Below are 25,649 nucleotides of genomic sequence, written 5' to 3' on the forward strand. Positions count from 1 at the left end.
GAGCTGATCACGGGCATGTACGAAGGGCCCGCCGCCGGCGGCTACAGCGCCGTCTCGGACGTGAAGGGCGCGTACGTGAACGAGCTGGGCGGCATGCGGCAGTCGTCCGCCGGGAACAACCGGGCCTACGTCTCCACCACGAAGGCGACCCCGACCATCGTCAGGGCGGAGCTGAACGTCTCCAGGACGCGGCAGTCCCCGGAGGCCCGGGTGGAGCGTTCCGACGCGGTCGACACGGCCCAGGGCGGCGCGGGTTCGGGCGTCTCCCTGACCAAGGGCATCGTCGACCCCGCTGACGGGGCCTTCCACCACTACAACGGAGACAAGCCGGAAGCGTCCCTGATCACGCGCTACCCGGCCGTCGCCGCACTCTCCTCGCTGCCCCTCAAGAATCCCTACGGCGGCCACCTCGCCGTGCAGAACAACGGGGCCTCGGCGAAGCTGAACCAGCCCGAGTCGTTCGACCCGAGCTCCTACGTGCAGACGCACCTGGTGAACGGCGTCGGCACCCACGTCAACCTGCCCAGCCTGGCGACATGACCGTCATCACCGGCCCCGACGGACCACGGACCCCGTCCTCCCGGACGGGGTCCGTGGTCTGCCCCGGCCGAACCGCTCCCCTCGATGCGCGTGCTCAGCTGCCGGACTCCGAATCGGCCGTGCTCGCGGAGTCCGGTGCCTGGGCCGGGCGACGGTCGAAGAGGCGGTCGACCAGGCCCGTGACGTAGCTGGGGGAGGAGGGGACGCTGCCGAAGAGCGCCCGCATGTAGAGCGGTCCGAGGATGAGGTCGAGAACCTGCTCGCGGTTGAACGACGGCTCGCCGCGCGCCGCCGCACGGGCCAGCATCTGGTCGATCTCCCGGCCGCGGCGTTCCAGGTGCGTCCGGCGCTCGGCTCCGATCTCCGCTACGTCGGTGGTGGACATCAGGAGGGCGCGCAGGATCAGTTGGCTGCTGGGGCTCGCGAAATCCGCGAACGCCGGGGTGATCCACTCCGTCAGGTCCCCGCGCAGGCTGCCGGTGTCGGGAAGGGGCCAGGTGGATTCGAGCAGGGTGACCGCGACGTCGGCCAGGAGTGCTTCCTTGCTGCCCCATCGGCGGTAGACGCTGCTGGGATTGACACCGGCACGGGCCGCGACCGCCGGAAGTGTCAGTTCCCCTGCTCCCGGTTCGGACAGCAGCTCTATCACGGCCTGGTGAACCGCCGCACGGACGCGGGCGGAACGACCGCCGGGGCGGGGAACGGGGGGCTCTGCACTCATCTCTAAAGCGTACATCACCGCTTTTAGTTGGGCGCTTGCGGTCGCGCGGCGGCGTTCATGCGGTCGGGGCCGCCCTCGCCCTCGTGGCCGGGCATCTGCTCCGTCATGGAACCAGGACGGGTTTGACCACACGCCCCGCCTCGCAGTCGCGCTCGGCCTCGTTGACCTCGGCGAGCGGGTAGGTGCGGATCAACTGGTCGAAGGGGAACCGCCCGGCCCGCCACATGCCGATCAGCCGCGGAATCATGAGCCCCGGCACCGCGTCGCCCTCGCAGATGTGAGCAATGCTCCGGCCCCGGTCCAACGCCCCGGGTTCGAGCGGCAGAACGGTGGGAAGCCGTGCCACCAGGCCGAGCCGCCCGGTCGGGCGCAGGGAATGGAGCGCGTCGTTGATCAGCTGTGCGCAGGCCGTGGTGTCCAGCGCGTACCCGGCCCCGCCGTCGGTCATCCGCCGGATGCGCTCGGGCAGGCCCGCCGACGCGGCGTGCAGCGGCACCGCGTGGAACCGCTCGGCGAGCGCCAGCCGTTCGGGGCGCCGGTCGACGGCCAGGACCGTCGCGCCCGCCGCACGAGCCGCCATCACCGCCGCCAGGCCCACCGCTCCCGCGCCGAGGACCACGACGGTGTCGCCGGGGCCCGCGCCGAAGGTGTTCAGGACGGCTCCCGCGCCGGTGAGGAAGCCGCAGCCCAGTGGCCCCAGCAGTTCGAGCGGCAGCGCGGGATCGACCCGGACGGCGTTGCGGGCGGGGACCACGGCGTACTCGGCGAACGAGGACTGGCCGAACCACCTGGGCGCGAGCCGGCCGCCGGACGCGTCGGTGAACCGCGCCGCGTTCTCCGCCCGTCCTCCGAAGAGGTTGAGCGAGGCGAAGGAGTCGCAGTAGGCGGGCGCGCCACCCAGGCAGCTCCGGCAGCGTCCGCAGGAGTCGTAGCTCAGCACGACGGGATCGCCCACGCGCAGGCCGGTGTCCGGGCCGCCCGTCGCCACCACCGTCCCGGCCCCTTCGTGGCCCAGCACCGCGGGCAGCGGGGAGCGCCCCGCCGAGCGACGGACCGCGAGATCGGTCCGGCACATGCCGCAGCCCGCGATGTCGACCAGGATCTCGCCCTCGGCCGGCTCGCCGCCGAGGACGACCTCCTCGACGCCGAACGGGCTCCCGTACGAACGCAGGACCGCCGCGTCGAACCTCATGGCCGGGCCTCCTCCTGCGGACGGTGTACGACGAACGGTCTGAGGTTCCCGTAGAGCCCCCACGGCCCGCCCGCCACGCCGACGCCGCTCTCCTTGATCCCCGCGAAAGGCTGCGCGAGCGACAGCTCGGCGTGGTGGTTGATCCACGCCGTGCCGCACTCCAGCCGGTCGGCCACCGCCGCCGCCCGGTCGAGGTCGGTCCCCCACACCGAGCCGCCCAGCCCGTAGGCGGTGCCGTTGGCGCGGGCCACGGCCTCGTCGAGACTTCCGTACGGCAGCACCGGCAGCACCGGACCGAACTGCTCCTCCGTCACCACCGGGCTGTCCGGCGGGACGTCGGCCAGGATCGTCGGCGCGAAGAAGAAGCCCGGCCGATCCAGCCGGTGACCGCCCGCCGCCGCGCGGGCTCCGGCCGCCAGGGCCCGTGCCGTGCGGTCCTCGACCCGGGCCAGCTGGGCCGCGTTGCTGACCGGCCCGAGCCGTGAGCGCGGATCGAGCCCGGCTCCGACGACGACGGCCTTCGCGCGCTCCGCCAGCGCCTCGACCACCCGGGAACAGAGCCGGGCCGGGGCGTAGACCCGCTTGACGGCCATGCAGACCTGCCCGCAGTTGCGGAAGGCCGCCCAGAACAGCCGGTCCGCGATCCGCTCGACCTCCACGTCGTCCAGCAGGACGGCGGCGTCGTTGCCGCCCAGCTCCAGGGTGACCCGGGCGAGCGAGGCCGCCGCGCTCCCGGCCACGGCCCGGCCGGTGGCCACCGATCCCGTGAACGTCACGTGCCGGATGCCCGGATGGGAGACCAGGCGCGCGCCGAGGGGTTCGCGACCGGTGACGACCGTCAGCACGCCCGGGGGCAGGACGGAGGAGAGGACCGAGCCCAGCAGCCGGGTGGCGAGAGGTGTGAACGGAGACGGCTTGAGCACCACCGTGTTGCCCGCGGCGAGCGCGGGCGCCACCTTCGCCGACGCGAGCTGGAGGGGGAAGTTCCACGGGACGACCGCGGCGACGGGCCCGAGCGATCGCCAGCGCACCTCGCTGCGCACGGGGCGGCCGTCGGTGATCGGCCGGGGGGAGAGGTCGAAATCGGCGAAGTAGCGCAGGCGCGCTGCCGTACGGGCCACCTCCGCGGACGCCTCGGCCAGCGGCTTGCCCTGCTCACGGGTGAGCAGCGGCGCGAGATCGGGGCCCGCCGCCTCCACGGCGTCCGCGGCGGCGAGCAGCGCGGCGGCGCGGGCGGACGGGTCGGCGCGCCAGCCGGGCCAGGCGGCGCGGGCCCGGTCGACGGCGGCGTCCAGCTCGTGCGGCTGCTGGTCGGGAGCCGTGTCGAAGGCGTCGCCCGTCGCCGGATCGACGACGGCGAACCGCCCGCCGGGGGCACTGGGCCCGCCGCCGGGCGGCCGACGGCCGGCCATGCCGGCCCTCAGCCCGCCGCGTCGACGACGGCGAACTCCCGGGCGCACCGGTCCATCTCGGCCCGGAACGCGGCCACCAGACGCGGCTGAATCCTCCCGGCCCTGCGGTCGCCGCCCGCGCAGACCGCGTCGCGCACCCCCACGATGTCCGTGCCGATCCGGGTCAGCTCGCCGAGGTCGTCCACCCCGACGCTCCCGGCGAGGGCGGCGAGGAGCCCGGCGTCGTGAGCCCGCCGGACGAACTCGGCGCAGACGTCCGGCGGAAGGTGGTCGAACAGCCGCGTCCCGTCCTTGATCGCGGTGTCGAGCATGGCCGCGTCGCAGCCGGAACGCCGGGCGATGTCGGGCAGGGCGAGCGGGTTGACGCAGCCGATCCGATGGGCGTCGGCATAGCCCGAGGCGACGACGAGCGCGTCCGGCCGGAAGTCCTTCACCGCCCGCACCGCCGCGCTCATGACCTCGACGGCCTGGTCGGGCGTCGTGCAGCCGTAGAGGCCGACCTTGATGTACGTGGCCCCGGACACGGCCGCGCCGAGCGCCGCCTGGGCCACTGTGCCGGGTTTGTACGGCACGTCCCCCACGGTGGCGGACACCGGCTTGTCCGCCGGGACCGCGTCCCGGATCTCCCGGATGACCCACGGGAAGTTGGCGCCCAGCGAACCCTCGTCGGGTCTTTTGACATCCACGATGTCCAGGTGCTCCGACGCCTTCGCGCAGTCCAGCGCCTCCTCGACGCCGTCCGGAGAGATGAGAAGCAACAAGTGAACCCCTTCCACCGCATGCCCGCCCGCCGAGGAGCCGCGCGGCGTCGTCCGGACCGCCCGCGGCCCGCCCATCCTCGCCGCGCCCCGCGAACGCCGGTAGGGCGCGCGAAGTCGGAAGGGGGCGCTGCCGCGGTGCCCCGCCCCCGTGCCGTGCGCCGCCCGCGCCGGTCCGGATCCGGCCACCCGGACGCGCCCCCCCTGGAGGGACCCGGCCACCCGGACGCGCCCGCCGGAGGGGCCTCGCCTTCCGGACGCGCCCTCAGGGGCAGCCCTCAGGGGCAGCCCTCAGGCCGGCTGGAGCAGGTCCCAGCGGTTGCCGTACAGGTCCTCGAAGACCGCGACCGAGCCGTACGCCTCGTGCCGGGGCTCCTCCACGAAACGCACCCCGGCCGCCGCCATGCGGGCCTGCTCGCCCGCGAAGTCGTCGGTGTACAGGAAGAAGCCGACCCGACCGCCGGTCTGCGCTCCGACCCGCTCGCGCTGTTCGTCGTTCTTCGCGCGGGCCAGCAGCAGACCCGTCCCCGGGGCCGTACCGCGCGGGCGCACCACCACCCAGCGCGTGCCGTTGCCGCGGTCGGCGTCCTCCACCAGCTCGAAGCCCAGCGCGTCGCGGTAGAAGGCGATGGCCTCGTCGTAGTCGCGGACGACCAGCGTGACCAGGGCGAGGTGGGACATGGCGGGTCCTTCCGCAGGGATCGGCAAGCAGGCGGGGCAGGCGACCGGGCATCGGCCACCGGGGCAGTTATACGTAACACTACCGGTTTCGTCCTCCGGCCCCGCACAATGCCCCGCATGGACATCCTGGACGCCTCCGAGCCCGGCGGGCCCGTCGCGCTGACGGACCGGGCCCGCCGCCTCGCGTCCGCCGGACGCCGCCTCCTGGGCATCACGGGCCCGCCCGGCGCGGGGAAGTCCACCCTGGCCGAGACGCTGGCCCGCGCCCTGGAGGGGCGCGCCGTCGTCGTCCCGATGGACGGCTTCCACCTGGCCGCCGCCGAGCTGCGCCGCCTCGGCCGCGCGGACCGCAAGGGCGCGCCGGACACGTTCGACGCGGCCGGGTACGCGGCACTGCTGCGGCGGCTGCGCGACCCGGACCCCCGGCACCCGGTGTACGCACCGGCCTTCGACCGGTCCCTGGAGGAGCCGGTCGCCGGCTCCCTGCCCGTGCCGCCCGGCCTGCCGCTCGTGATCACCGAGGGCAACTACCTGCTCCTCGACGAGGGGCCCTGGGCGCCGGTGCGCGGACTGCTCGACGAGGTGTGGTTCCTGGACCTCGATCCCGAGGTCCGGGTGCGCCGGCTCGTCGAGCGGCACGAGCGGTTCGGCCGCTCCCGCGCGCAGGCCCGCGCGTGGGTGGAGCGGTCCGACGAGGCGAACGCCCGGCTGGTCGCACGCGCCCGCGACCGGGCCGACCTGATCGTGCGCCTGCCCGCCCGCGACGGACTGCCCGGCGGCGCGGGGGAGGGCGGCGGCCCGGCGGTGGTTTGACGGCCCGGTGGCCCGGGGAGGACGGCCCGGCGGACCCGGTGGGCTGACGGCCCCGCGAACCGCTCGCGCGGGCGCGAACGGCCCGGGAGGATGCTGGATGCCGTTCCGTGTTCCGCCCCCGCTCCCTCTTCCGCCCTGTTCCGCCCTGTTCCGCCCCGTTCCGCCACGCCGTGCCGCAAGGAGGCCCCGATGTCCGCCCCGATCCAGCCCGCCCCGCAGCCCGCCGGACCGCCCGTCCCCTTCACCGCCGAGGACTACCGGGCGCGGATGGCACGGGCCGCCGAGTCCGCCGCCGCGGCCGGGCTGGCCGGGCTGGTCGTCGCGCCCGGCCCCGACCTCGTCCACCTCACCGGCTACCGCCCCGTCGGCACCGAACGCCTCACGCTCCTCGTGCTCCGGCCCGGCCAGGACCCGGTGCTGGTCGTCCCGACGCTGGAGGCGCCCGACGCCGCGGAAGCCCCCGGAGCGCCCGTCCTGACGCTGCGCGACTGGACCGACGGCGCCGATCCGTACGCCGTGACCGCGCCGCTGCTGGACGCCCGGGGCCGCTTCGGGGTCAGCGACAACGCCTGGGCCCTGCATCTGCTCGGCCTCCAGCGCGCGCTGCCCGGCACCTCATGGACCGCCCTCACCGAGGCCCTGCCGATGCTCCGGGCCGTCAAGGACGCCGCCGAACTCGACCGGCTCGCCGCCGCCGGGGCCGCCGCCGACGCCACGTACGAGGAGATCCTCAGGGTGCGCTTCTCCGGCCGCCGGGAGACCGACCTGGCCGCCGATCTCGCCGCCCTGCTCCGGGAGTTCGGGCACTCCCAGGTCGACTTCACCGTCGTCGGCTCCGGCCCCAACGGCGCCAACCCGCACCACGAGGCCGGGGATCGCACCATCGAGCGCGGCGACATGGTCGTCCTCGACTTCGGCGGCCTCAAGCACGGTTACGGCTCCGACACCTCCCGTACGGTCCACGTCGGCGAACCGACCGCCGAGGAGCAGCGGGTCCACGACATCGTCCGCGAGGCGCAGCGGGCGGGCTGCGCCGCCGTCCGGCCCGGCGTCGCCTGCCAGGAGATCGACCGGGCCGCCCGCGCGGTGATCGAGGAGGCCGGCTACGGCGAGCGGTTCATCCACCGCACCGGGCACGGCATCGGCGTCACCACCCACGAACCGCCGTACATGATCGAGGGCGAGGAGCAGCCGCTCGTCCCCGGCATGTGCTTCTCCGTCGAGCCGGGCATCTACCTCCCCGGCCGCTTCGGCGTCCGGATCGAGGACATCGTGACCGTCACCGAGGACGGCGGGCGGCGGCTGAACACCACCGCACGCGAACTGGCCGTCGTGGAGTGACGCGGAGGGGCGTGTCCGGCAATCCCCACGGCCGCCCCCGCCGCCCTTGTCGTCCCGTCGCTCCCGCCGTCCCGTAGCTCCCGCCGTCCCCTCGCCGTCCCGCCGCCCCCGCGGAGTCCGGGCGTACGCGGGGGCGGGAGGCGGCGGTGCGAGCGGGCGCGGTTCAGTCGTCGGCCAGCACCACGCACGACCGCGGCGGCAGCCGCAGCACCCCGTCCGCCGGCGGCTCCACCGGCTCCCAGGCGGCCAGCACCCGCCCCGCGCCGTGCACTCCGGAGCCGAGCGGGATCGCGGCCGGAACGTCGGCCAGGTTGACCGCCACGCGCACATCGCCCCTGCGGTACGCCAGCCAGCGGGCCTCCTCGTCGAACGCCGTCCTCACCGAGGCGAGGTCCGGGTCGTGCAGGTCGGGCACGGCGCGGCGCAGGGCGATGAGTTCGCGGTACCAGGCCAGCAGCCGCGCGTGCGGTTCGCGCTCCGGTTCCGACCAGTCGAGGCACGAGCGGTCCCGGGTGGCGGGGTCCTGCGGATCGGGGATCTCCTCCTCCGCCCAGCCGTGCGCGCCGAACTCCCGCCGCCTGCCGGTGCGTACCGCCTCGGCCAGCTCCGGATCGGTGTGGTCGGTGAAGAACTGCCACGGCGTGCGCGCCCCCCACTCCTCGCCCATGAAGAGCATCGGGGTGAAGGGGCCGGTCAGCACGAGCGCCGCGGCGCAGGCCTGGAGGCCGAGCGGGAGGGAGGCGGCCAGCCTTTCGCCCAGGGCCCGGTTGCCGATCTGGTCGTGGGTCTGCGCGTAGCCGACGAAGCGGTGCGCGGGGCTGCGGTGGACGTCGACCGGGCGGCCGTGGGTGCGGCCCCGGAAGCTGGAGTAGGTCCCGTCGTGGAAGAACACGGCCGTGAGCGTCTTGGCCAGGGCCGCCAGCGGCGCGCCGGCGAAATCGGCGTAGTAGCCCTGGGACTCGCCGGTGAGCGCGGTGTGCAGGCAGTGGTGGAAGTCGTCGTTCCACTGGGCGTGCAGCCCGAGCCCGCCCGCCTCGCGCGGCGTCGTGGTGCGCGGGTCGCACAGGTCGGACTCGGCGATCAGGCCCAGCGGTCTGCCCACCTCGGCCGCCAGCGCGTCGACCGCAGCGGCCAGTTCCTCCAGGAAGGTGAGCGCCCGGCTGTCGGCGAGCGCGTGCACCGCGTCCAGCCGCAGCCCGTCCAGGCGGTAGTCCCGCAGCCACGCCAGCGCGCTGCCCAGCAGGAACGCCCGCACCTCGTCCGACCCGGGGGCGTCCAGATTGACGGCCGCGCCCCACGGGGTGTGGTGGGTCTCGGTGAAGTACGGGCCGAAGGCGGGCAGGTAGTTGCCGGAGGGCCCCAGATGGTTGTGCACGACGTCCAGGACCACTCCGAGCCCCAGCCCGTGCGCCGCGTCGACGAAGCGCTTCAGCCCCTCCGGACCGCCGTACGGCTCGTGCACGGCCCAGAGCGAGACGCCCTCGTACCCCCAGCCGTTGACGCCCGGGAACGGGCAGACCGGCATCAGCGACACATGGGTGACGCCCAGCTCGGCCAGATGGCCCAACCGCCCGGCCGCCGCGTCGAAGGTGCCCTCGCGCGTGTACGTCCCCACGTGCAGCTCGTAGAGCACCGCCCGGTTCAGCGGGCGTCCCGTCCAGGCGTTGTGCCAGGCGTACGCGCCCTGGTCGACCACGGCGCTCGGCCCGTCCGGCCCGCTCGGCTGCCGCCGCGAGCGCGGGTCGGGCAGCAGCGGCCCGTCGTCCACGCGGAACCCGTAGTGATCACCGTGCCCCGCCTCCGCCTCGGCGATCCACCAGCCCTCCCGCAGCGGATCGCGTTCCATCGGGCACCGGACCTCGGCCGCCTCCAGGGCGACCGAGTCCGCCTCGGGGGCCCACACCTCGAACTGCATCCACCACTCCTCGTCCGTGAACAGGTCGCCCGCGCGTGGGCTCCATGATCGGCGGAAGTCGCGCTCACGGGCCCGGACCTCTGGAGCGGGCCCGTTACTGGCGATTAAGGTCTGGTCCTGATCATTTCCCTACCGGGTTCTGCTCATACGTACGGCTGCTGGAGGCCGAAATGACCGTACCGCCGTTTCCGCCCGGTTTCCTGTGGGGAGCTTCCGCTTCCGCCTCCGCCTCCGCTTCCACCTTCCGGACCGAGGGCGCGGCGGACGCCGACGGCAAGGGTCCCTCCGACCGGGACGCCTTCATCGGTGCCGCGACATGATCCGGGCGCGGAAACAGCGGCCGGCGGGCGACCGGCAGGCCGAAGGGGCTTACGCGACGCCGCCCGAGTGATCGATACTTCCCGCCATGGTCGCTTCATGGTGGTCCCGGGCCCGACTGGGGATCTTCGTTCACTGGACGCCCGCCTCCGTCCCCGGCTGGGCCCCGCCCTACGTCGCGCCGGAGGCCCTCCCGGCCGCCGGCCGCCGGGCGCCGCTCGCCTGGACCTCGTACGCCGAGTGGTACGAGAACGCGCTGCGCTTCCCCGGCAGCCCGGTCGCCGCCCACCACCGCGCCGTCCACGGCGACCGCCCGTACACCGCCTTCGGCCGGGACTTCGAGGACGGGCTCGCCGGCTGGGACCCGGCCGCCTGGGCCCGCGCCTTCCGCGCGGCGGGCGCGGGATACGCGGTGCTGGTCACCAAGCACCACGACGGCTTCTGCCTCTGGCCCTCCACCACCGAGAACCCGCACCGCACGGGCTGGCACACCACCCGCGACGTGGTCGGCGAGTTCGCCGAAGCGGTACGGGCGGAGGGCCTGCGCTTCGGCGTCTACTACTCCGGCGGACTCGACTGGACCTTCGACGACCGGCCGATCGGCACCGCCGCCGACATGTTCTCGGCCGTCCCGCGCGGACGCTACCCGGCCTACGCCGACGCGCAGCTGCGGGAGCTGATCCGCCGCTACCGGCCCGACATCCTCTGGAACGACATCGCGTGGCCCGCCTCCGCGCCCGCGATCCGCTCCCTGGTCGACTTCTACCGCTTCACCGTCCCGCACGGCGTCGTCAACGACCGCCTGCTGCCGTACGCGCCCCACTGGCGGGCCCTGTCCCTGCCCGGCGCCGGGGCGCTGTACAACTGGTGGGACCGCCGGACGGTGGCGCAGGGCGAAGGCTTCGTCCCGCGCACACCGCCCGTCTACGACTTCCGCACCCCGGAGTACGCCCGCTACACGGGCAGCGACCCGTACGAGATCACCCGGGGCATCGACCACAGCTTCGGCTACAACCGCAACTCCGGCCCGGACGCCTTCATCGGCCGCGCCGACCTGACCTCACTCGTCCGCGACACGGCGGCCGACGGCGGCAACCTGCTGCTCAACGTCGGGCCGCGCGGCGAGGACGCCACGATCCCCGCCGAGCAGCAGCGCCGCCTGGACTGGCTCGCCGAGGAGGCGGACGCGCTCACAGCAGATGGATGCGCTCCTGGGTGACGCGGTGCCCGGCACGGGCGAACGCGGCGGCCATCGGCGTGTTCCCCCGGTCCGTGGCCCCCGCGACGGACTCCGCGCCCCGCTCGACGAGGAAGCGCGTGCACTCCACCAGCAGGTCGTAGCCGTACCCGTGGCCGCGCGCCTCGGGCACCACGCCGATGAACCCGACGCACGGCCCCGACGGATTGCGCGCGGGCACGTGGAGGCCCGCCACCTCGCCGTCGGGCGTGTACGCCAGCCGCCACCACGCGCGGGGCGAGAGGAACCAGTGGAAGAAGTCCAACTCCTCCCGGGCCGCCGCCTCCAGACCGCCCGGCCCCTCGATCGCCCTGCGGGCGTGGGCGTCCAGCGTGTCGGAGTGGACCCGGCGCAGGACGTCGAGGATGACGGCGTCGTCCGGTTCCGGGCGGAAGAGCAGCCGCCCCGGCCGCGCGGGCAGCGGGCAGTCCGGGGTCCACAGATAGCGGTAGCGCTCGACCAGCGGCTCCAGGCCGGCCGCCGTCGCCGCCGCGATCCGCGCCTCGGCGGCGGCCCGCACGGCAGGGACCTCCCGCCAGTCGGCGGGCACGATCAGCTCGTACTCCGTACGGAAGGGCGCGCGGCGCAGGAGTTCGGCGCCCGCCTCCGCCTCACCGTCCGCGAAGTCGAACCAGTTGAGCAGGCCGGGCGCGGTGTCGTGGGGGCCGCCCCACCAGGCGGCCCTGGCCACCACGATGCCGCCGCGCAGGGCGACCCAGGTCCACTCGGGGTGGTAGTCGCCGCCCTCCGCCACCGGGGTGTAGCGGTGGCCGAAGGCGGCACGGCCGACGAGGGACGGGTCCTGAAGCGTGTCGAAAAGGGCCGCGTCGCCGGGAGTGAGCGCGCGGAAGACCGGATCGGTCATGAAGGTGTCCTCCGGGGACGGAATGCCGCGCACCCGGTCAGACGGGGTCCGACACCGCCCGGCGGGCGGGGCGGGAGCGCGGGAGGGAATTACCGGCGGTGCTGCGTGCGGTGCGCGTGACCATGCCTCTCGCCTCCTTCCACGACCGGGCCGACGTCCGGGGAGACCGTAACCGGGCGCGCGCCGGCGCGTCCACGGGATAACGGGTCCAGCGGGTGACGGGACGGCGGCCGACGGGCCGTCAGCCTCCGTGCGCCCGGGGCCGCGACGGACCGCGGCGCAGGTCAGCGAAGAGGAGCGGGGGCCTCATCTGGACACCCCGGGCCCCTCGGACCGACAATCGTGCGTGTGACGTCCTCCTCCGAGTTCCACACGTATCCCGCGCGGCTGTCGGACGCCCAGCGCGACCGTGTCCTCGGCGTGCTCAGAGAGGGCGCGGCACAGGGCAGGCTGTCGCACGACACCTTCCTGCGCCGCATGGAGCTGGCCCTCGTCGCCCGGCGTCCCGACGAGCTGGCGGCGCTCACCTCGGACCTCGACACCGGTGGCCGCTGGTCCCAGGGGCTGGTCCGGGCGGTGGGCGGGCTCTCCGCCTTCCCGGGCCGGCTGCGCCGGGCCTGGCAGACCGAGCGGCTGCCCGGACTGCTCCTCCCCGCGCCGGGGTCGCACCCGCTCCTGATAGGCCGCGATCCGGCGAACGGACTGCGCCTCAACCACGAGACGGTGTCCCGGCTGCACGCCGAACTCAGCGTGCGCAGCGGCCGGTGGGTGCTGCGCGACCTCGGCTCGACCAACGGCACGTGCGTCAACGGCCAGCGGCTCGTCGGCTCGATTCCGGTGCGCGACGGCGACCAGGTGAGCTTCGGCCGCATGAGCTTCCGCCTCACCACCCCCGGACTCCGCCCGTCCGCCTGACCCTCTCCGCTCGACCGACCCTCCCCGCCCGGCGGTCCCGACGGGGGTGGGCGCCGCAAGTACTCACGCCGGGCGCGCAATCGGCGGGCGCGGGACAGCTGCCATCGCCCCGTTCGAACCGCCTCCCGACCGCTTCGGCCGGGCCGCGCCGCCGGTCCCGTCCGCCCGGCGGCACCGGACCCGGCTCCGTCGACAGGCCGCCGGACGCGCCCCGCACACGGCCTCCGCGCCGCCCGCACGGCGTCGGGAACCGGCGGCCCGCACCGTGTCCGGCTCCGCGACGGCGCGCCCTACCGCACGGACCCGAGGAAGATCAATGTCCGAAGAGGCAAGGGACGCCCGCCCCTTCCGGACCCTGGGGAAACCACCGCCCGTGTGGCACGGTGATCGTGTGCTTGGTCCACAATCCCCGTGGCGGGCCAGGCCTCTTCCCCCACAGCAGGCTTGACGACCGGGTCGCCTCGACGCTCCCGGCCCACGACGTACCGCGGGGGAGAGGCGCACGAACGTCTCCCGGCGTAACGGGAGCAGGACCGCGCCCCTCGGCGGCCGACCCGGGACGACCGGTGCGGCGGCCGGAGCGCAGCCCTGTTCACGGTCCGCCGTCGGCTCCAGTGATCGGCAACGCGCCGTTCTGCGCCCCGTGTGCACGCGACACGCTGCCGGTTCCTGATCCGGACGGCCCCGACCCGGTTCGCCCGGCCGGTCGTTCTGGCGCGCGAAGGCAGCGGGGGCTTCTCGACGAACGCCGACAGCTCCAGGAGATCCGACGTGCCGCAGTTCGGGCGCACACCGCCCCCCTCCCACGGCCGGCCCACCGCTCCGTCCGAAACACCCGAACCATCCGGTCCGGACGCCGAGGGGCTGAGCGACCGCGAACTGGTACGCAGAGTGCTCGGCGCGCCCACCGGGGAGGAGGACGGGAACGGGATCGACGCCGCCCGGGAGCTGGCCGACCGGCACGCCGCGGCGTCCTCCGCCTACGCCGGGCAGTGCACCACCGATCCGGCCGACGCGGACCTGCTGCTCGCCACCGCGCGGACGGCTGCGGCGCGGTCCTTCCCCGTCGACGCCGGGGCGACGGCCTGGCGGCTCCACCTGCTGAACACGATCGTGCGCACCGCCGCCGCCTGGGCCGCCGGCGAGCGGCGCGGCTGCCTCGACCCCGATCTGCTCGTCCGGCTGGCCGAGACCGGCCACCAGATCGCGGCCCCGGTCCCGGGCGAGGACACCGCCGACGCCCCGCTGCTCGCGCGGGCCTTCCACCAGCTCCCCGAACGCCTCCAGATCGTCCTCTGGCACCGGACCGTGGAGGGCGAGGACCCCGCACGGATCGCGCGCTGCGTCGGCGCCGGCCCCGACTCCCTCCCCTCCTGGCCCACGACGGCGGACAGGTTCCGCACGTCGTACGGCCGCCTCTACGAGGAGGCGGCGGCCCCGCAGTGCCGTCCCTTCAGCCGCCTGGTCATCGCCACGGCGGGAACCGGACTCGCCCGGACGGTCGCCACGAAGGGCGCCGACGGCCTCGGCGGACACCTCGCCGCGTGCCGGGAGTGCGGCCGGGCTTTCCGGGAGCTGTCGCTGCTGCACCGGCCGGAGGAGGAGTGGGGCCCGCTGCTGGCCGACAGCCTGCTGCCGTGGGGCGGGCGGCGCTACTGCGCGGCCCGCGCGGTCGCACGGGCCGGGAAGCGCCCGCCCGCCGTGCAGCCGCCCGCCCCGGCCCCACCGCCGACGCCGCTGCTCCTGCGCGCCGTGCGGACCTCCTCCGGCCGGTTCCTCCTCGCCTCGGCCGTCGCCGGGGTCGCCCTGTGCGTGGTTCTGCTGCGCCCGCAGGCGCCCGCCCCGCCGCCCGCCGCGTCCGCCACCACGCCCAGCGGTTCCTACGGCGGAGTCGACCGGTGGAGCGGACGGCCCACGCCGCACGAGGGAGGGGACCAGAAGTCGCCCAAGCCCTCGCGGTCCGCGTCCCCGAAGCCCGCCACGAGCCCGTCACCGAAGCCGCGGGCCGATCCGCCCCCGCCGTCGAAGAAGCCTCCGGCGGCCGAACCCGGACCGCTCACCGGCTCCCGGCTGCGATGGGACTTCGAGCAGCCCGGCGCGCGCCCGGTGGACACCTCGGCGGCCGGGCTGCCCGGCAGCTACCAAGGCCGCGTGGAGTGGAGCGACCAGCGCCGGGGCTCGGTGTGGCTGAACGGCGAGAGCTACGTCGAGACGCAGAGCGCCGTGGTCGACACCTCCCGCAGCTTCACCGTCTCCGCCTGGGCCCGGCTGACGTCCGACGCGGAGTTCTACACGGTCGCGGCCCAGGACGGGAACAACATCAGCGGGTTCTTCCTCCAGTACGCCGAGGACGACGACCGCTGGCGCCTGGCCATGGGGCACGCGGACTCGCCGGAGGCCGAGGAGGACGAGGCGGAGTCCTCCGCCCCGCCCGCCCGGGACACCTGGCAGCACCTCACGGGCGTTTTCGACGCCGGGAGCCGGCAACTGCGCCTGTACGTCGACGGGCGGCTCCAGGACACCGCCGCGCACTCCTCCACCTGGAACGCCAACGGCTCCTTCACCATCGGCCGCGGCCTGTGGGAGGGCGATCAGGCGGACCGCTTCCGGGGATACGTGGACGACGTCCGCGCCTACCGGAGGGCCATGAGCCCGTCGGAGATCGCGGCGCTGGCCGCCGCCGGCCCCAACGCCTGACCCGGCCTCCGACCCGCGTCGCCCGGACGCTAGGGAGGTTCCCCGGTACGCCCCGGCGCACGGTCGGCCGAGGGTGGAAGGGCAGCTTCGTCCACGGGTCCCCGGCCGGGCGGGCCGCACTCCGTACCCGCAGGCGATCTCCGCCCTCCCGTCAAGGAGCCCCTATGCGCACGCGTTCCCTCCGATGCCTCACCCTCTCCCTCGGCCTCGCCGTCGCCGGAGTGACGGCGGGGGCCGCACCCTCCGCGCTCGCCGCGTCCGCGTCCCTCGCCGTGCACGCCTCGGCAGAACCCGGCGCGGAGGCGGCGGCGATCGAGCGGGAGACGCCGGTCAGCTCCCTCTCCGTGACGCCGGCCTCGGCCGACGTGTCCGACGGCAAGGCGGTCGTCACGGTCACCGCGACCGTCCCGGCCGGCCAGGGCGTCGGCACCCTCCATGGATACCTGAGCGACGAACGCGGCGCCTGGTTCGGCTTCGACATGAAGAAGTCCTCCAGCTCCCAGAACGGCCAGGACACCTTCACCGCCCAGATCACACCCGGCCGGAGCACGCCCGCGGGGACATGGGCAGTGAACCAGCTCCAGGCAAGCCACACGAGCGGCGACCTGTTCAAGGCCATCGACCCCCGCACCACCCTGGGATACACGCCCACCGCCGAACTGACCGGCGGAGTCCCGGGCAGGGGCGGGAACAAGCTCACCTCCGCGAGTCTCGGCTACCAGTCCGAGCCGGGAAAGATCGTGGGCGTCATCACCGAACTGTCGGTCCCCTCACACCTCGGGGTGACACGGATCCACGCCTACCTCCAGTCCCCGGGCGAGCCGTCCAAGTCGGTGCAGCTGGAACGGGCGGGGACCAGGGACGGCAGCGATGTCTGGCGCGCCTCGACCAGGCTGTCGGACGGCGACCTCGGCAGGACGTGGACGCTGACCAGCGTGGAGCTGCGCGGAGCCAAGGACACACCCCTGGGCTCGTTCTCCCCGGTGGCGGAGCTGGGCGCGGACGTCGACATCGTCGTCTGACGCCGTACGGAGGACGGCGGTCGGCGCGCGCCCGTCACCCGAACGGCTGTGCGCCGCCTGCGGTGCGGCCGGGGCGGTGGTCCGCTGGAGGCAGCCGCGTCGGCGGGCGACGCAACGACTCCCGAGGGGCGAGGATGCCGGTCGACCGCCCCGACGCCCTGCCCGCCGCCCGCCGCCCGCCGCCCGTACCGGCTGGCCGGCGGGCTCCCGGGACTGCTGGAACCGGGCGCCTCGACGGACCCGTACCGGCTGCGCCTCTACCGGGTGCTGCGCACCGACTTCCCGCTCGGCTACGACCCGGCGCTCGGCGGCTATCTGCTGAGCCGGTACGCGGACGTCGCCCTGGCCCTGACGGATCCCCGGTTCACCGGCTTCCCGCACGACGGCGCGCAGCCCGGCCCGGCCCCCGCCCCACTCGGGCTCTGCCGGGGCAGTGTCGTCTGCGCGCCGCTGCCGGGCGACCCGCCGCCCGCGCCCGCCGCCCGCCGCCGCGCCGTGGAACGCACCGCGTACGTCCTGGCCCGCCGCATCTCCCGGCGCGAGCGGGCGGACCTGGTCAGCGAGTTCTGCGACTGGCTGCCCGCCGGAGCCGCCGCCGCCTCGGACCGGCTCTCCTACCCCGACCTCAGGGCCCTCTCCCGCCCCGCCCCGCGCCACCTGCCCGCCCGCCCCGCCGCCTGCGCCACGCATACCGCGGTACGCGAACGCGCCCTCGCCGCGTTCCTCGCGAACATGCTGGACCACCCCGACCTGCTCGCCGCCGTACGGAGCGGGCCCCCGCCCGGCGGAGGGGAGCCGCCCGCCGCCCCGCCCGCCGGAACGGGCTCGCGGTCGCTGTTCGAGCGGGCCTGGACGGAGACGCTGCGCCGCGATCCGCCCGTCCAGATCGTCCTGCGCCGCACCCGCACCGCCGTCCGCGTCAGCGGCGGCGCGCTGCCCGCCGGGGCTCCGGTCGCCTGTCTGCTCGGCGCGGCCGGACGCGACCCGGCACGGTTCACGGCGCCCGACCGCTTCGACCCGCTGCGCGCCGACGCCGATCCTCTGCTGTGCGGCCCCGCCGGCTGCCCGGCCGCCGTGCTCGGCAGGCTGGAGGCCGAACACGGGCTGCGCGCCCTGCTGGACGCGATGCCGGGCATCCGCTGGGCCGACGGCTTCCGCCCGTCGGCGAGCGGCGTGCTCACCCGCGCTCCGCGTAGCCTGCTCGTCCGGCCCGCCTGAGCAGCGCCACCGGCCGCGACGCGAACAGCTCGTCCGCCGCCACCGTGCCTCCGCCGAACTCCCGGTCCGGCGCGAGCACGTCCTGCCACGGACCGGCGTCCGGCAGCTCCAGCACCGTGTCCCGCCACCCGCCGTCCTCCGCCAGCCGCAGCGACAGCCGGGTCACCGCCGTGACCACCTCGCCCGACCGGGCGAACGCCACCAGGCGGTCGGCGGCCGGACCGCGGGCCGCGAGCGGCGCGTACGTCCCCGACGGGCCGAACACCTCGGGCAGCTCCCGGCGCAGCCTCAGCGCCGCCGCCGTCAGCGCCTCCTTCTCACCGGGCCCGCCCCGCTCCTCGGGCCGCCGGAACGGACGCCGGTTGTCCGGGTCGACCAGCGCCAGGTACTCGCCCTCCGTGCCCTGGTACAGATCCGGCACGCCCGGCATGGTCAGCTGCACCAGGGCCGCCCCCAGCACGTTGGCCCGCGCGTGCGGTCCGAGGGCCCGCGCGAACCCGGCCACCAGCTCCCGCACCGGGCCCTCCGCGCTGCCCGGACCGGCCGCGACGAAGTCGGTCACGGCCCGCTCGTAGACCGGGTCGGGCTCCGTCCAGCCGGTGAACAGGCCCGCCTCGCGCACCGCCTTCAGCAGGGCCGGCTCCAGCCGCGCCGCCAGCTCCCCGGCGGGCATCCCCGCGCACCCGTACGAGGTCTGCCAGGCGTGCCACGCCAGCTGCGGGTCCGGGGCGGCGGCCCCGGCCAGCGCCGTCGCCCGCTCCACCAGCTCGGCCCACCGCCCCGGGCACTGGGACAGCACGGCGACCCGGGCCCGCACGTCGCCGCTGCGCTTGGTGTCGTGCGTCGTCAGCACGGTGCCGGTGGCCGGCCAGTCCCGGGCGATCCGGGCGGCGAACGCGTGGAACTCCTCCGGACCCACCGCAGGACGGCCCGGGTCGCCGCCCACCTCCGCGGCGGAGACGAGCGGCACGTACCGGTAGAAGGCCGTGTCCTCCACCGACTTGGCGTGCAGCGCCGAAGCCGTCTGCGCGAACCGGGCGCAGAACGCGGCCCGCGCCTCCCCGCCGCCCAGCAGGCCGAGCGCGAGATCGCGCACCACGTCGACGGCCGCGGCCTCCTCCGGCACCGCGAACACCGCCCGCGCGTCCCGTACCGCCTCCTCCGGCAGCGCCTCCCGCGCGATCCGGGTCACCGGCCCGCCCGCCGTGACGTAGGGCCGGTAGACGGGGATCCGCACCAGCAGCTCCTGGATCGCCGTCCGCAGGGCCCAGGGGGCGTGGTCGCGCAGCGCCGGTTCCCCGGCGCAGACCTCGGCGGCCTGCCGGGTCAGCCACGCCGTCTCGGCGGCCAGTTCGTGGGTGATCACCCGGTACGCCGCCCGGCGGACGGTCGCCGCCCAGTCGCCGCCGCCGTCCTCGGGCGGCTCCGCGAACGTCCGGTAGCGGCCCAGCAGCTCCGCGGCCCCCGACGCGTCGGTGAACAGGCCGTCGATCCGGTGCAGCGCGTCGTACCCCGTCGTCCCGGCGACCGCCCAGCCGTCCGGCAGGCGCTCGTCACCGGTGAGGATCTTCTCCACCACCGTCCACCGCCCGCCGGTGGCCTCGTCGAGCTGCCGCAGATACGCCGCCGGGTCCGCCAGGCCGTCCGGATGGTCGACGCGCAGCCCGTCCAGGACGCCGTCGCGCAGCAGTTCGAGGACCTTGGCGTGGGTGGCGTCGAAGACCTCGGGATGCTCGACGCGGACCGCGATCAGCTCGGAGACCGTGAAGAACCGCCGGTAGTTCAGCTCGGTCCGGGCGAGCCGCCACCAGGCGAGCCGGTAGTGCTGGGCCTCCAGCAGCTCCGGCAGCGGCAGCCGGGCCGTGCCGGCGCGCAGCGGGAACTCCTGCTCGCCGTAGCGCAGCACCTCCCCGTCGACCGCCAGCCGCTCCAGCTCGTCCCCGAGCGGCCCCGCGAGCACCGGCAGCAGCACCTTGCCGCCGCCCGCCGCCCAGTCGACGTCGAACCAGCGGGCGTAGCCGGAGGCGGGGCCCTCGCGCAGCACCTCCCACAGCGCCCGGTTGTGCCGGGGCACGGCGGCCATGTGGTTGGGCACGATGTCGAGGACCAGGCCGAGCCCGTGTTCCCGGGCGGCGGCGGCCAGGCTCCGCAGCCCCTCCTCGCCGCCGAGTTCGGCGCGCACCCGGCCGTGGTCGACCACGTCGTACCCGTGCCGGGAACCGGGCACAGCCTCCAGGACGGGGGACAGGTGCAGATGGGAGACGCCGAGCGCGGCGAGGTACGGCACGGCCTTCTCGGCGGCGGCGAAGGGGAAGTCGGGCTGGAGCTGAAGCCGGTACGTGGCGGTGGGCGTCATGTCCACCTACGTACCCAGCCCGGGGCCCTCCGTGTCACCCCGGGCCGCGCCCTCACCCCGGGCCCCGCACGCCCCGCGCCGCCGTCCCGCCTCAGGCGGGCCGCTTCAGCACGGTCAGACTGCGCCCGATCAGCGTCACCCGTTCGCCCTCGGCCACCTTCGGCCCGGTCCCCGGCGGCACCCCGTCGGCCCGTGCCGTGTCCACCACCACCTGCCACTGCTCGCCGTGCGCGACGGGCACGGCGAACTCCAGCGTCTCGGCCCCCGCGTTGAACATCAGCAGGAACGAGTCGTCGCCGATCCGCTCGCCGCGCGGCCCCGGCTCCGAGATCGCCTGGCCGTTCAGGAAGACCGTCAGCGCCTTGGCGTGCGCGGCCTGCCAGTCCCGCTGGGTCATCTCCTCGCCCTCCGGGGTGAACCACGCGATGTCGGACAGCTCGTCGTGGGTCCCCTCCACCGGCCGCCCGTGGAAGAAGCGGCGGCGGCGGAAGACGGGATGGTCGCGGCGCAGCCACACCATGGCCCGGGTGAACTCCAGCAGGCTCCGGGCGGTGTCGTCGCCGGGGTCGGCCGGGTCGGGCCAGTGGATCCAGGACAGCTCGTTGTCCTGGCAGTAGGCGTTGTTGTTGCCCTGCTGGGTGCGGGCGAACTCGTCGCCGTGGCTGAGCATCGGCACGCCCTGGGACAGCATCAGCGTGGCGATGAAGTTGCGCATCTGCCGGCCCCGCAGCGCCAGGACCTCCGGATCGTCGCTCTCGCCCTCCGCGCCGCAGTTCCAGGACCGGTTGTGGCTCTCGCCGTCCCGGTTGCCCTCGCCGTTGGCCTCGTTGCGCTTGTCGTTGTACGAGACGAGGTCGTGCAGCGTGAAGCCGTCGTGGCAGGTGGCGAAGTTGATCGAGGCGAGCGGTCGCCGCCCGTCGTCCTGGTAGAGGTCGGAGGAGCCGGTGAGCCGTCCGGCGAACTCCGCCAGGGTGCGCGGCTCGCCCCGCCACAGATCGCGGACCGTGTCGCGGTACATGCCGTTCCACTCGGTCCACAGCGGCGGGAAGTTGCCCACCTGGTAGCCGCCCTCGCCGACGTCCCACGGCTCGGCGATCAGCTTCACCTGGCTGACCACCGGGTCCTGCTGCACCAGGTCGAAGAACGACGACAGCCGGTCCACCTCGTGGAACTGGCGGGCGAGCGTCGCCGCCAGGTCGAAGCGGAAGCCGTCCACGTGCATCTCGGTCACCCAGTACCGCAGCGAGTCCATGATCATCTGGAGGACGTGCGGGGACCGCATCAGCAGGGAGTTCCCGGTGCCGGTGGTGTCCATGTAGTACCGCTGGTCGTCGGTCAGACGGTAGTAGGAGGCGTTGTCGAGCCCGCGGAAGGAGAGCGTCGGCCCGAGATGGTTGCCCTCGGCGGTGTGGTTGTAGACCACGTCCAGGATGACCTCGATGCCCGCCTGGTGCAGCGCCTTCACCGCCTGCTTGAACTCCAGCACCTGCTCGCCGCGGTCGCCCCAGGAGGCGTACGCGTTGTGCGGGGCGAAGAAGCCGATGGTGTTGTAGCCCCAGTAGTTGGCGAGCCCCATGTCCGCCAGCCGGTGGTCCTGCACGAACTGGTGTACGGGCATCAGCTCGATCGCGGTCACGCCCAGCTCCGTCAGGTGCGCGATCACCTCCGGGTGCGCCAGCCCCGCGTACGTACCGCGCAGTTCGGGCGGCAGACCCGGATGGAGCATCGTCAGGCCCTTCACATGGGCCTCGTAGATCACCGTGCGGTGGTAGTCCGTACGGGGCAGGCGGTCGTCGCCCCAGTCGAAGTACGGGTTGACCACGACGGAGGTCATCGTGTGCGGCGCGGAGTCGAGGTCGTTGCGGGCGTCCGGCCTGCCGAACGGATAGCCGTACACCGCCTCGCCCCACGCGATCCGCCCGGCCACCGCGCGGGCGTACGGGTCGAGCAGCAGCTTCGCGGAGTTGCACCGCTGCCCGTTCTGCGGCTCGTAGGGGCCGTGCACCCGGAAGCCGTACCGCTGGCCCGGCATCACCCCGGGCAGATAGGCGTGGCGCACGAAGGCGTCGGATTCGCGGAGCTCCACCGCCGTCTCTGAACCGTCGTCGTGCAGCAGGCACAACTCGATTCGGTGGGCGGCCTCGGAGAAGACCGCAAAGTTGGTGCCGGCGCCGTCGTAGGTGGCGCCGAGCGGATACGCGTGTCCCGGCCAGACCTGCATAGCTCAGACTCTTCCACTTCTGATCCGGGTGCGGGGGCTTTCCTCGGCCCGATCCTCCCCGAAAGTGGGGCGCGCACCTAGGACGTCGGGCGGTGCGGTCGAGTCCGGCCGCCCGGCCGCGCCGCCCACCGGTCAACTTCGGACACCCCGCTTCCGCCCCGGACGCGCATCCGGGGGCCGCCACCCGCCCGCAGTCCGGATCCCGACCGGGAACAAGGGCCCCAATCGCTATGAATCCGCTCACTCCACCCGATCTCGCCGCCGGGAACAGGCCGACGCAAAACGGGAGTTGAGAAAGCAGCCTGCGCATCCGGCTGCACCGGGTCGCGCTCGCGGAGTACCCTTCCTTGATCGTTGGGTGGGGGAGTGGAAGGCGGTACGCAGGTGAGCTCGGGAGGGTTCGAGCTGCCTCCGGGTGACGCAGGTCACGAGGGGGAATCGACCGATGCCCCGCCCGGGGCGGTCTCCCTCGCGCAGCCCCTGGAGATCGGCGCCGAGCTGGAGTGGGGAGCGGACGCCTGGAACGAGGTGCGCACCCGCGCCCAGCGGGCCGGACGCGCCTACATCTGGCTGAATCTCGTCGAACAGCGGTTGCGCGCCGTCGTCGCCGCGGTGCTCCGGCCCATCTACGCGCCGGTGCACGGCGAGGAGTGGGTAGTGGCCGCCGCCGGACCCGCCGGACAGGAATGGGTGCAGCGCGCCGTCGCCGTGCGCGAGGTCTCGCGCCGCAAGGGCTATCTGCTCGACCCGGCGGACGACAACGTCCTCAGCTTCCTCACGCTGCCGCAGCTGCGCGAGCTGATGGTCCAGCACTGGCCCTGCTTCGAGCCCTACTTCGACGACCGCCGCGACGTCGAGCTGGCCCTCGACGAGCTGGAGGTCGCCCGCAACGTCGTCTCCCGCAACCGCGCGCTGAACGAGGCGGTCCTCGCCCAGGCCGAGCGCGCCTCGGCACGCCTGCTGGACATCCTCGGCAGCGGGGCCTCGGCGCCCTCCGCCGACCGGCTGCCGGTGGACGCCGTGGAGGAGCTGGTCGGCGACCGGTACGCCGACGTGGTCTCCGTCCACCCCGACCGGGTCCGGCTCCAGCGCCAGCTGCCCGCCGAGGACCTGTTCGGCGGGGCCCGGCGACTGGACGCCATCGGCATAGGGCTCAACCTGCTCGTGCAGAACTTCTCCGGCCGGCGGCTGGTGCGGCTCGCCGAGTCGGGCTGCCGGGTCCGGCTGCTGTTCATCAACCCGGCCAGCAGCGCGGTCCGGCGGCGGGAGCGCGAACTGGGCCTGAAGAAGGGCGAGCTGAGCCGGTCGGTGGAGATGAACATCCTCCACATGCGCCGGGTCCGCTCCAAGCTCCGCGACCCGGGCGCCTTCGAGATCCAGGTCTTCGACGAGACCCCGCGGTTCACCGCCTACCTGGTCGACGGCGACGGGCCGGACGCGGTGGGCGTCGTCCAGCCCTATCTGCGGCGCGCCCGGGGCATGGAGGCGCCGGTGCTGGTGCTGCGCGGCGGCGGGCGGCGCACGGTGGTGCGGGCGGGCCAGGACAGCGAGCACGGTCTGTTCGAGACCTACCGCGAGGAGTTCGAGTCCGTCTGGACGGACTCCCGCCCGGTCTCCTGAGCGGCGGGTCCGGTCCCGGGAGCGGACAGCGCCGGTCCCGCCTCCTGAGCGACCGCGCCCTCCCGCCTCCTGACGGGCCGTGGTCCGCTCCGAACCGGGACGGTTCTGTCAGTGGCCCGTGGGAAGGTGTTCACCATCTGGGGGAGAGCACCACGAAGGAGGCATCGGGATGAGCTGGCACCGGGGAACACTGGTCGGCTTCGACCTGGAGACGACGGGCACCGACGTCGAGACCGACCGGATCGTCACGGCCGCGCTGGTCCGGCTGGAGCCGGACGGGGCCGTGCGCGAGCAGCGGACCTGGCTGCTCGACCCCGGCGTGGCCATACCCGAGCAGGCCGCCGCCATCCACGGCATCGGCACCGACCACGCCCGGCGGCACGGCGTCCGCGCCGCCTCGGCCGTGGAGGAGATCGCCGCGGCGGTCGCCGAGGTGCTGGCCTCCGGCGTGCCGCTGGTCGTGATGAACGCGCGCTACGACCTCTCGCTCCTGGACCGCGAATGCCGCAGGTACGGACGGGCGTCGGTGGACGAGCGGATCGGCGGCGTGCCCGCGCCCGTCCTCGATCCGCTGGTCATCGACAAGCACGTCGACAAGTACCGCAAGGGCAAGCGGGCTCTCCAGGCGCTCTGCGAGCACTACGGCGTCACGCTCGACGACGCCCACGACGCGTCGGCGGACGCGGTGGCCGCCGTCCGGGTGGTGCGGCGGATGGGCGAGCGGCACCGGCCCGTCGGCGCGCTGCCGCCGGCCGAGCTGCACGCCCTCCAGGTCCGCGCCGCCGCCGAGCAGTCCGCCTCGCTCCAGTCCTACCTCCGCCGCACCGCCGACCCCGCCGCGGTGGTGGAGGCCGCCTGGCCGGTGATCCCGCGCAGCCGGTGAGCGGCAGGGCCGGGACCGCCGGGCCGGCCGCGCGGGGCGGCGATCCGCCGCCCCGTCAGAACGGGTACCACCGCACCTCCGGGTCGCCGTCGCGCAGCGAGGCCACCCGGCGGCGGAACTCGGCGAGCGCCTTCGGGTTGCCGGGGGCGTGCTGGGCGACCCAGGCGCAGCTGGCCGTCTCGCGGGCCCCGCGCAGGACCGCGCAGCCGTCCCACTCCCGTACGTCCCAGCCGTACGCCGCGGTGAAGGCGTCGTAGTCAGCGGCCGGCAGCCCGTAGCGGTCCCGGGAGAGGGCGAGGACGACCAGGTCGTGCTCCCTGAGGTCGGCGGAGAACGTCTCCAGGTCCACCACGACCGGACCGTCGGGGCCGACGTGCACGTTGCGGGGCAGCGCGTCGCCGTGGATCGGCCCCGGAGGCAGGTGCGGGACCAGGGCGGAGGCCGCCGCCGCGAAGCCGTCACGGCGTCGGCGGAGGTAGTCGGCGTCGGCCGGGTCGATCGTGTCGCCGGCCAGGGTCAGCCACCGCTCCACCCCGCCGAGGAGTTCACGGCGCGGCAGCGTGAAGCCCTCCGGGGCGGACAGGGCGTGGATCCGGCGGAGCAGGGGGGCGAGATCGCTCGGCCGCGCCGGGCGCACGGCCGCGGGCAGCCGGTGCCACAGCGTCACCGGGTGGCCCTCGGCCATCCGCACCCGGTCCTCCGCCGCCCGGACGGCGGGCACGCCCGCGGCGGCGAGCCAGTCGGCGACGGCCACCTCCCGCTCCGCCCGTTCCCGCAGCTCCGGGTGGCCGGTGGCGTCCCGGCCGACCTTGACCACCAGGCCGTCGGCGGCGAACACCGCGTTCTCGCCCAGCGCCAGCAGCTCCGCCGTGCCGGGCAGTCCGGCGGCGGTCAGCACCTCACGCGCACGCATCTCGTCCATGG

General features: G+C 74.9%; 19 protein-coding genes and 2 pseudogenes. 11 read left to right on the plus strand and 10 right to left on the minus strand.

The window, feature by feature from the left end:
- Positions 1-540, plus strand: a 540-nt coding sequence (locus EES43_RS30780) for a hypothetical protein (protein WP_164493250.1), incomplete at its 5' end; no start/stop codon positions are given.
- Positions 541-634: 94 nt separating this feature from the next.
- Here EES43_RS30780 and EES43_RS24450 read toward each other — a convergent pair.
- From EES43_RS24450 to EES43_RS24470, 5 genes are all read right to left on the minus strand, one after another.
- On the minus strand, positions 635-1,261 hold the full coding sequence (locus tag EES43_RS24450; RefSeq protein ID WP_124270715.1) for a TetR/AcrR family transcriptional regulator: 627 nt from the start codon (positions 1,259-1,261) through the stop codon (positions 635-637).
- A gap of 103 nt (positions 1,262-1,364) precedes the next feature.
- Positions 1,365-2,453 (minus strand): NAD(P)-dependent alcohol dehydrogenase, encoded by a 1,089-nt coding sequence (locus tag EES43_RS24455; protein WP_124270716.1) that lies wholly within the window; start codon positions 2,451-2,453, stop codon positions 1,365-1,367.
- A complete protein-coding gene (locus EES43_RS24460) occupies positions 2,450-3,865 on the minus strand; it encodes an aldehyde dehydrogenase family protein (RefSeq protein ID WP_124270717.1) in 1,416 nt (471 codons plus the stop codon). The genes EES43_RS24455 and EES43_RS24460 overlap by 4 nt, the downstream gene beginning before the upstream one ends.
- An 8-nt stretch (positions 3,866-3,873) precedes the next feature.
- Complete coding sequence (locus EES43_RS24465; protein WP_124270718.1) at positions 3,874-4,626, minus strand: (5-formylfuran-3-yl)methyl phosphate synthase; 753 nt, start codon at positions 4,624-4,626, stop codon at positions 3,874-3,876.
- Between the two features lie 288 nt (positions 4,627-4,914).
- Complete coding sequence (locus tag EES43_RS24470; protein WP_124270719.1) at positions 4,915-5,304, minus strand: VOC family protein; 390 nt, start codon at positions 5,302-5,304, stop codon at positions 4,915-4,917.
- Between the two features lie 117 nt (positions 5,305-5,421).
- On the opposite strand from EES43_RS24470, the gene EES43_RS24475 reads away from it, so the two are divergent.
- Positions 5,422-6,117, plus strand: a complete 696-nt coding sequence (locus tag EES43_RS24475; RefSeq protein WP_206430116.1) for a nucleoside/nucleotide kinase family protein — start codon at positions 5,422-5,424, stop codon at positions 6,115-6,117.
- Positions 6,118-6,306: 189 nt separating this feature from the next.
- On the plus strand, positions 6,307-7,458 hold the full coding sequence (locus EES43_RS24480; protein WP_124270721.1) for an aminopeptidase P family protein: 1,152 nt from the start codon (positions 6,307-6,309) through the stop codon (positions 7,456-7,458).
- A 163-nt stretch (positions 7,459-7,621) separates the two neighbouring features.
- On the opposite strand, the gene treZ is transcribed toward EES43_RS24480, so the two are convergent.
- Positions 7,622-9,373, minus strand: coding sequence for a malto-oligosyltrehalose trehalohydrolase (gene treZ / locus EES43_RS24485; protein WP_124270722.1), 1,752 nt, complete (start codon positions 9,371-9,373; stop codon positions 7,622-7,624).
- 170 nt (positions 9,374-9,543) lie between these two features.
- Here treZ and EES43_RS24490 point away from each other — a divergent pair.
- Positions 9,544-9,675, plus strand: a pseudogene (locus EES43_RS24490) (family 1 glycosylhydrolase); the annotation flags it as partial.
- Positions 9,676-9,779: 104 nt separating this feature from the next.
- Positions 9,780-10,910, plus strand: coding sequence for an alpha-L-fucosidase (locus tag EES43_RS24495; RefSeq protein ID WP_124270723.1), 1,131 nt, complete (start codon positions 9,780-9,782; stop codon positions 10,908-10,910).
- Here the strand turns inward: EES43_RS24495 and EES43_RS24500 are convergent.
- A complete protein-coding gene (locus EES43_RS24500; protein WP_124270724.1) occupies positions 10,882-11,793 on the minus strand; it encodes a GNAT family N-acetyltransferase in 912 nt (303 codons plus the stop codon). The genes EES43_RS24495 and EES43_RS24500 overlap by 29 nt on opposite strands.
- A 348-nt stretch (positions 11,794-12,141) precedes the next feature.
- Here EES43_RS24500 and EES43_RS24505 point away from each other — a divergent pair, with 348 nt between their 5' ends.
- From EES43_RS24505 to EES43_RS24525, 4 genes and pseudogenes are all read left to right on the plus strand, one after another.
- Complete coding sequence (locus EES43_RS24505; protein ID WP_124270725.1) at positions 12,142-12,708, plus strand: DUF1707 and FHA domain-containing protein; 567 nt, start codon at positions 12,142-12,144, stop codon at positions 12,706-12,708.
- A gap of 771 nt (positions 12,709-13,479) precedes the next feature.
- Entirely contained in the window at positions 13,480-15,405 is a 1,926-nt protein-coding gene (locus EES43_RS24510; protein WP_124270726.1) for a LamG domain-containing protein, read from the plus strand.
- A 164-nt stretch (positions 15,406-15,569) separates the two neighbouring features.
- On the plus strand, positions 15,570-16,427 hold the full coding sequence (locus EES43_RS30785; RefSeq protein ID WP_164493252.1) for a hypothetical protein: 858 nt from the start codon (positions 15,570-15,572) through the stop codon (positions 16,425-16,427).
- 134 nt (positions 16,428-16,561) lie between these two features.
- Positions 16,562-17,645 (plus strand): annotated as a pseudogene (locus tag EES43_RS24525) (cytochrome P450).
- Here EES43_RS24525 and treY read toward each other — a convergent pair.
- Positions 17,605-20,001 (minus strand): malto-oligosyltrehalose synthase, encoded by a 2,397-nt coding sequence (treY, locus tag EES43_RS24530; protein ID WP_124270729.1) that lies wholly within the window; start codon positions 19,999-20,001, stop codon positions 17,605-17,607. The pseudogene EES43_RS24525 and the gene treY sit on opposite strands and share 41 nt — an antisense overlap.
- Before the next feature lie 91 nt (positions 20,002-20,092).
- Complete coding sequence (gene glgX, locus EES43_RS24535) at positions 20,093-22,222, minus strand: glycogen debranching protein GlgX (RefSeq protein WP_124270730.1); 2,130 nt, start codon at positions 22,220-22,222, stop codon at positions 20,093-20,095.
- A gap of 384 nt (positions 22,223-22,606) precedes the next feature.
- On the opposite strand from glgX, the gene EES43_RS24540 reads away from it, so the two are divergent.
- Together EES43_RS24540 and EES43_RS24545 are read left to right on the plus strand one after the other, a co-directional pair.
- Positions 22,607-23,842: an SAV2148 family HEPN domain-containing protein gene (locus EES43_RS24540; RefSeq protein WP_124270731.1), complete on the plus strand. Its 1,236-nt coding sequence runs from the start codon at positions 22,607-22,609 to the stop codon at positions 23,840-23,842.
- 169 nt (positions 23,843-24,011) lie between these two features.
- Positions 24,012-24,725 (plus strand): exonuclease domain-containing protein, encoded by a 714-nt coding sequence (locus EES43_RS24545; RefSeq protein ID WP_124270732.1) that lies wholly within the window; start codon positions 24,012-24,014, stop codon positions 24,723-24,725.
- A gap of 55 nt (positions 24,726-24,780) precedes the next feature.
- Here EES43_RS24545 and EES43_RS24550 read toward each other — a convergent pair whose 3' ends face one another.
- Positions 24,781-25,647, minus strand: coding sequence for a phosphotransferase enzyme family protein (locus EES43_RS24550; RefSeq protein WP_124270733.1), 867 nt, complete (start codon positions 25,645-25,647; stop codon positions 24,781-24,783).
- Positions 25,648-25,649: the final 2 nt, after the last annotated feature.

It is taken from the genome of Streptomyces sp. ADI96-02 (assembly GCF_003846185.1).
GTDB lineage: Bacteria > Actinomycetota > Actinomycetes > Streptomycetales > Streptomycetaceae > Streptomyces.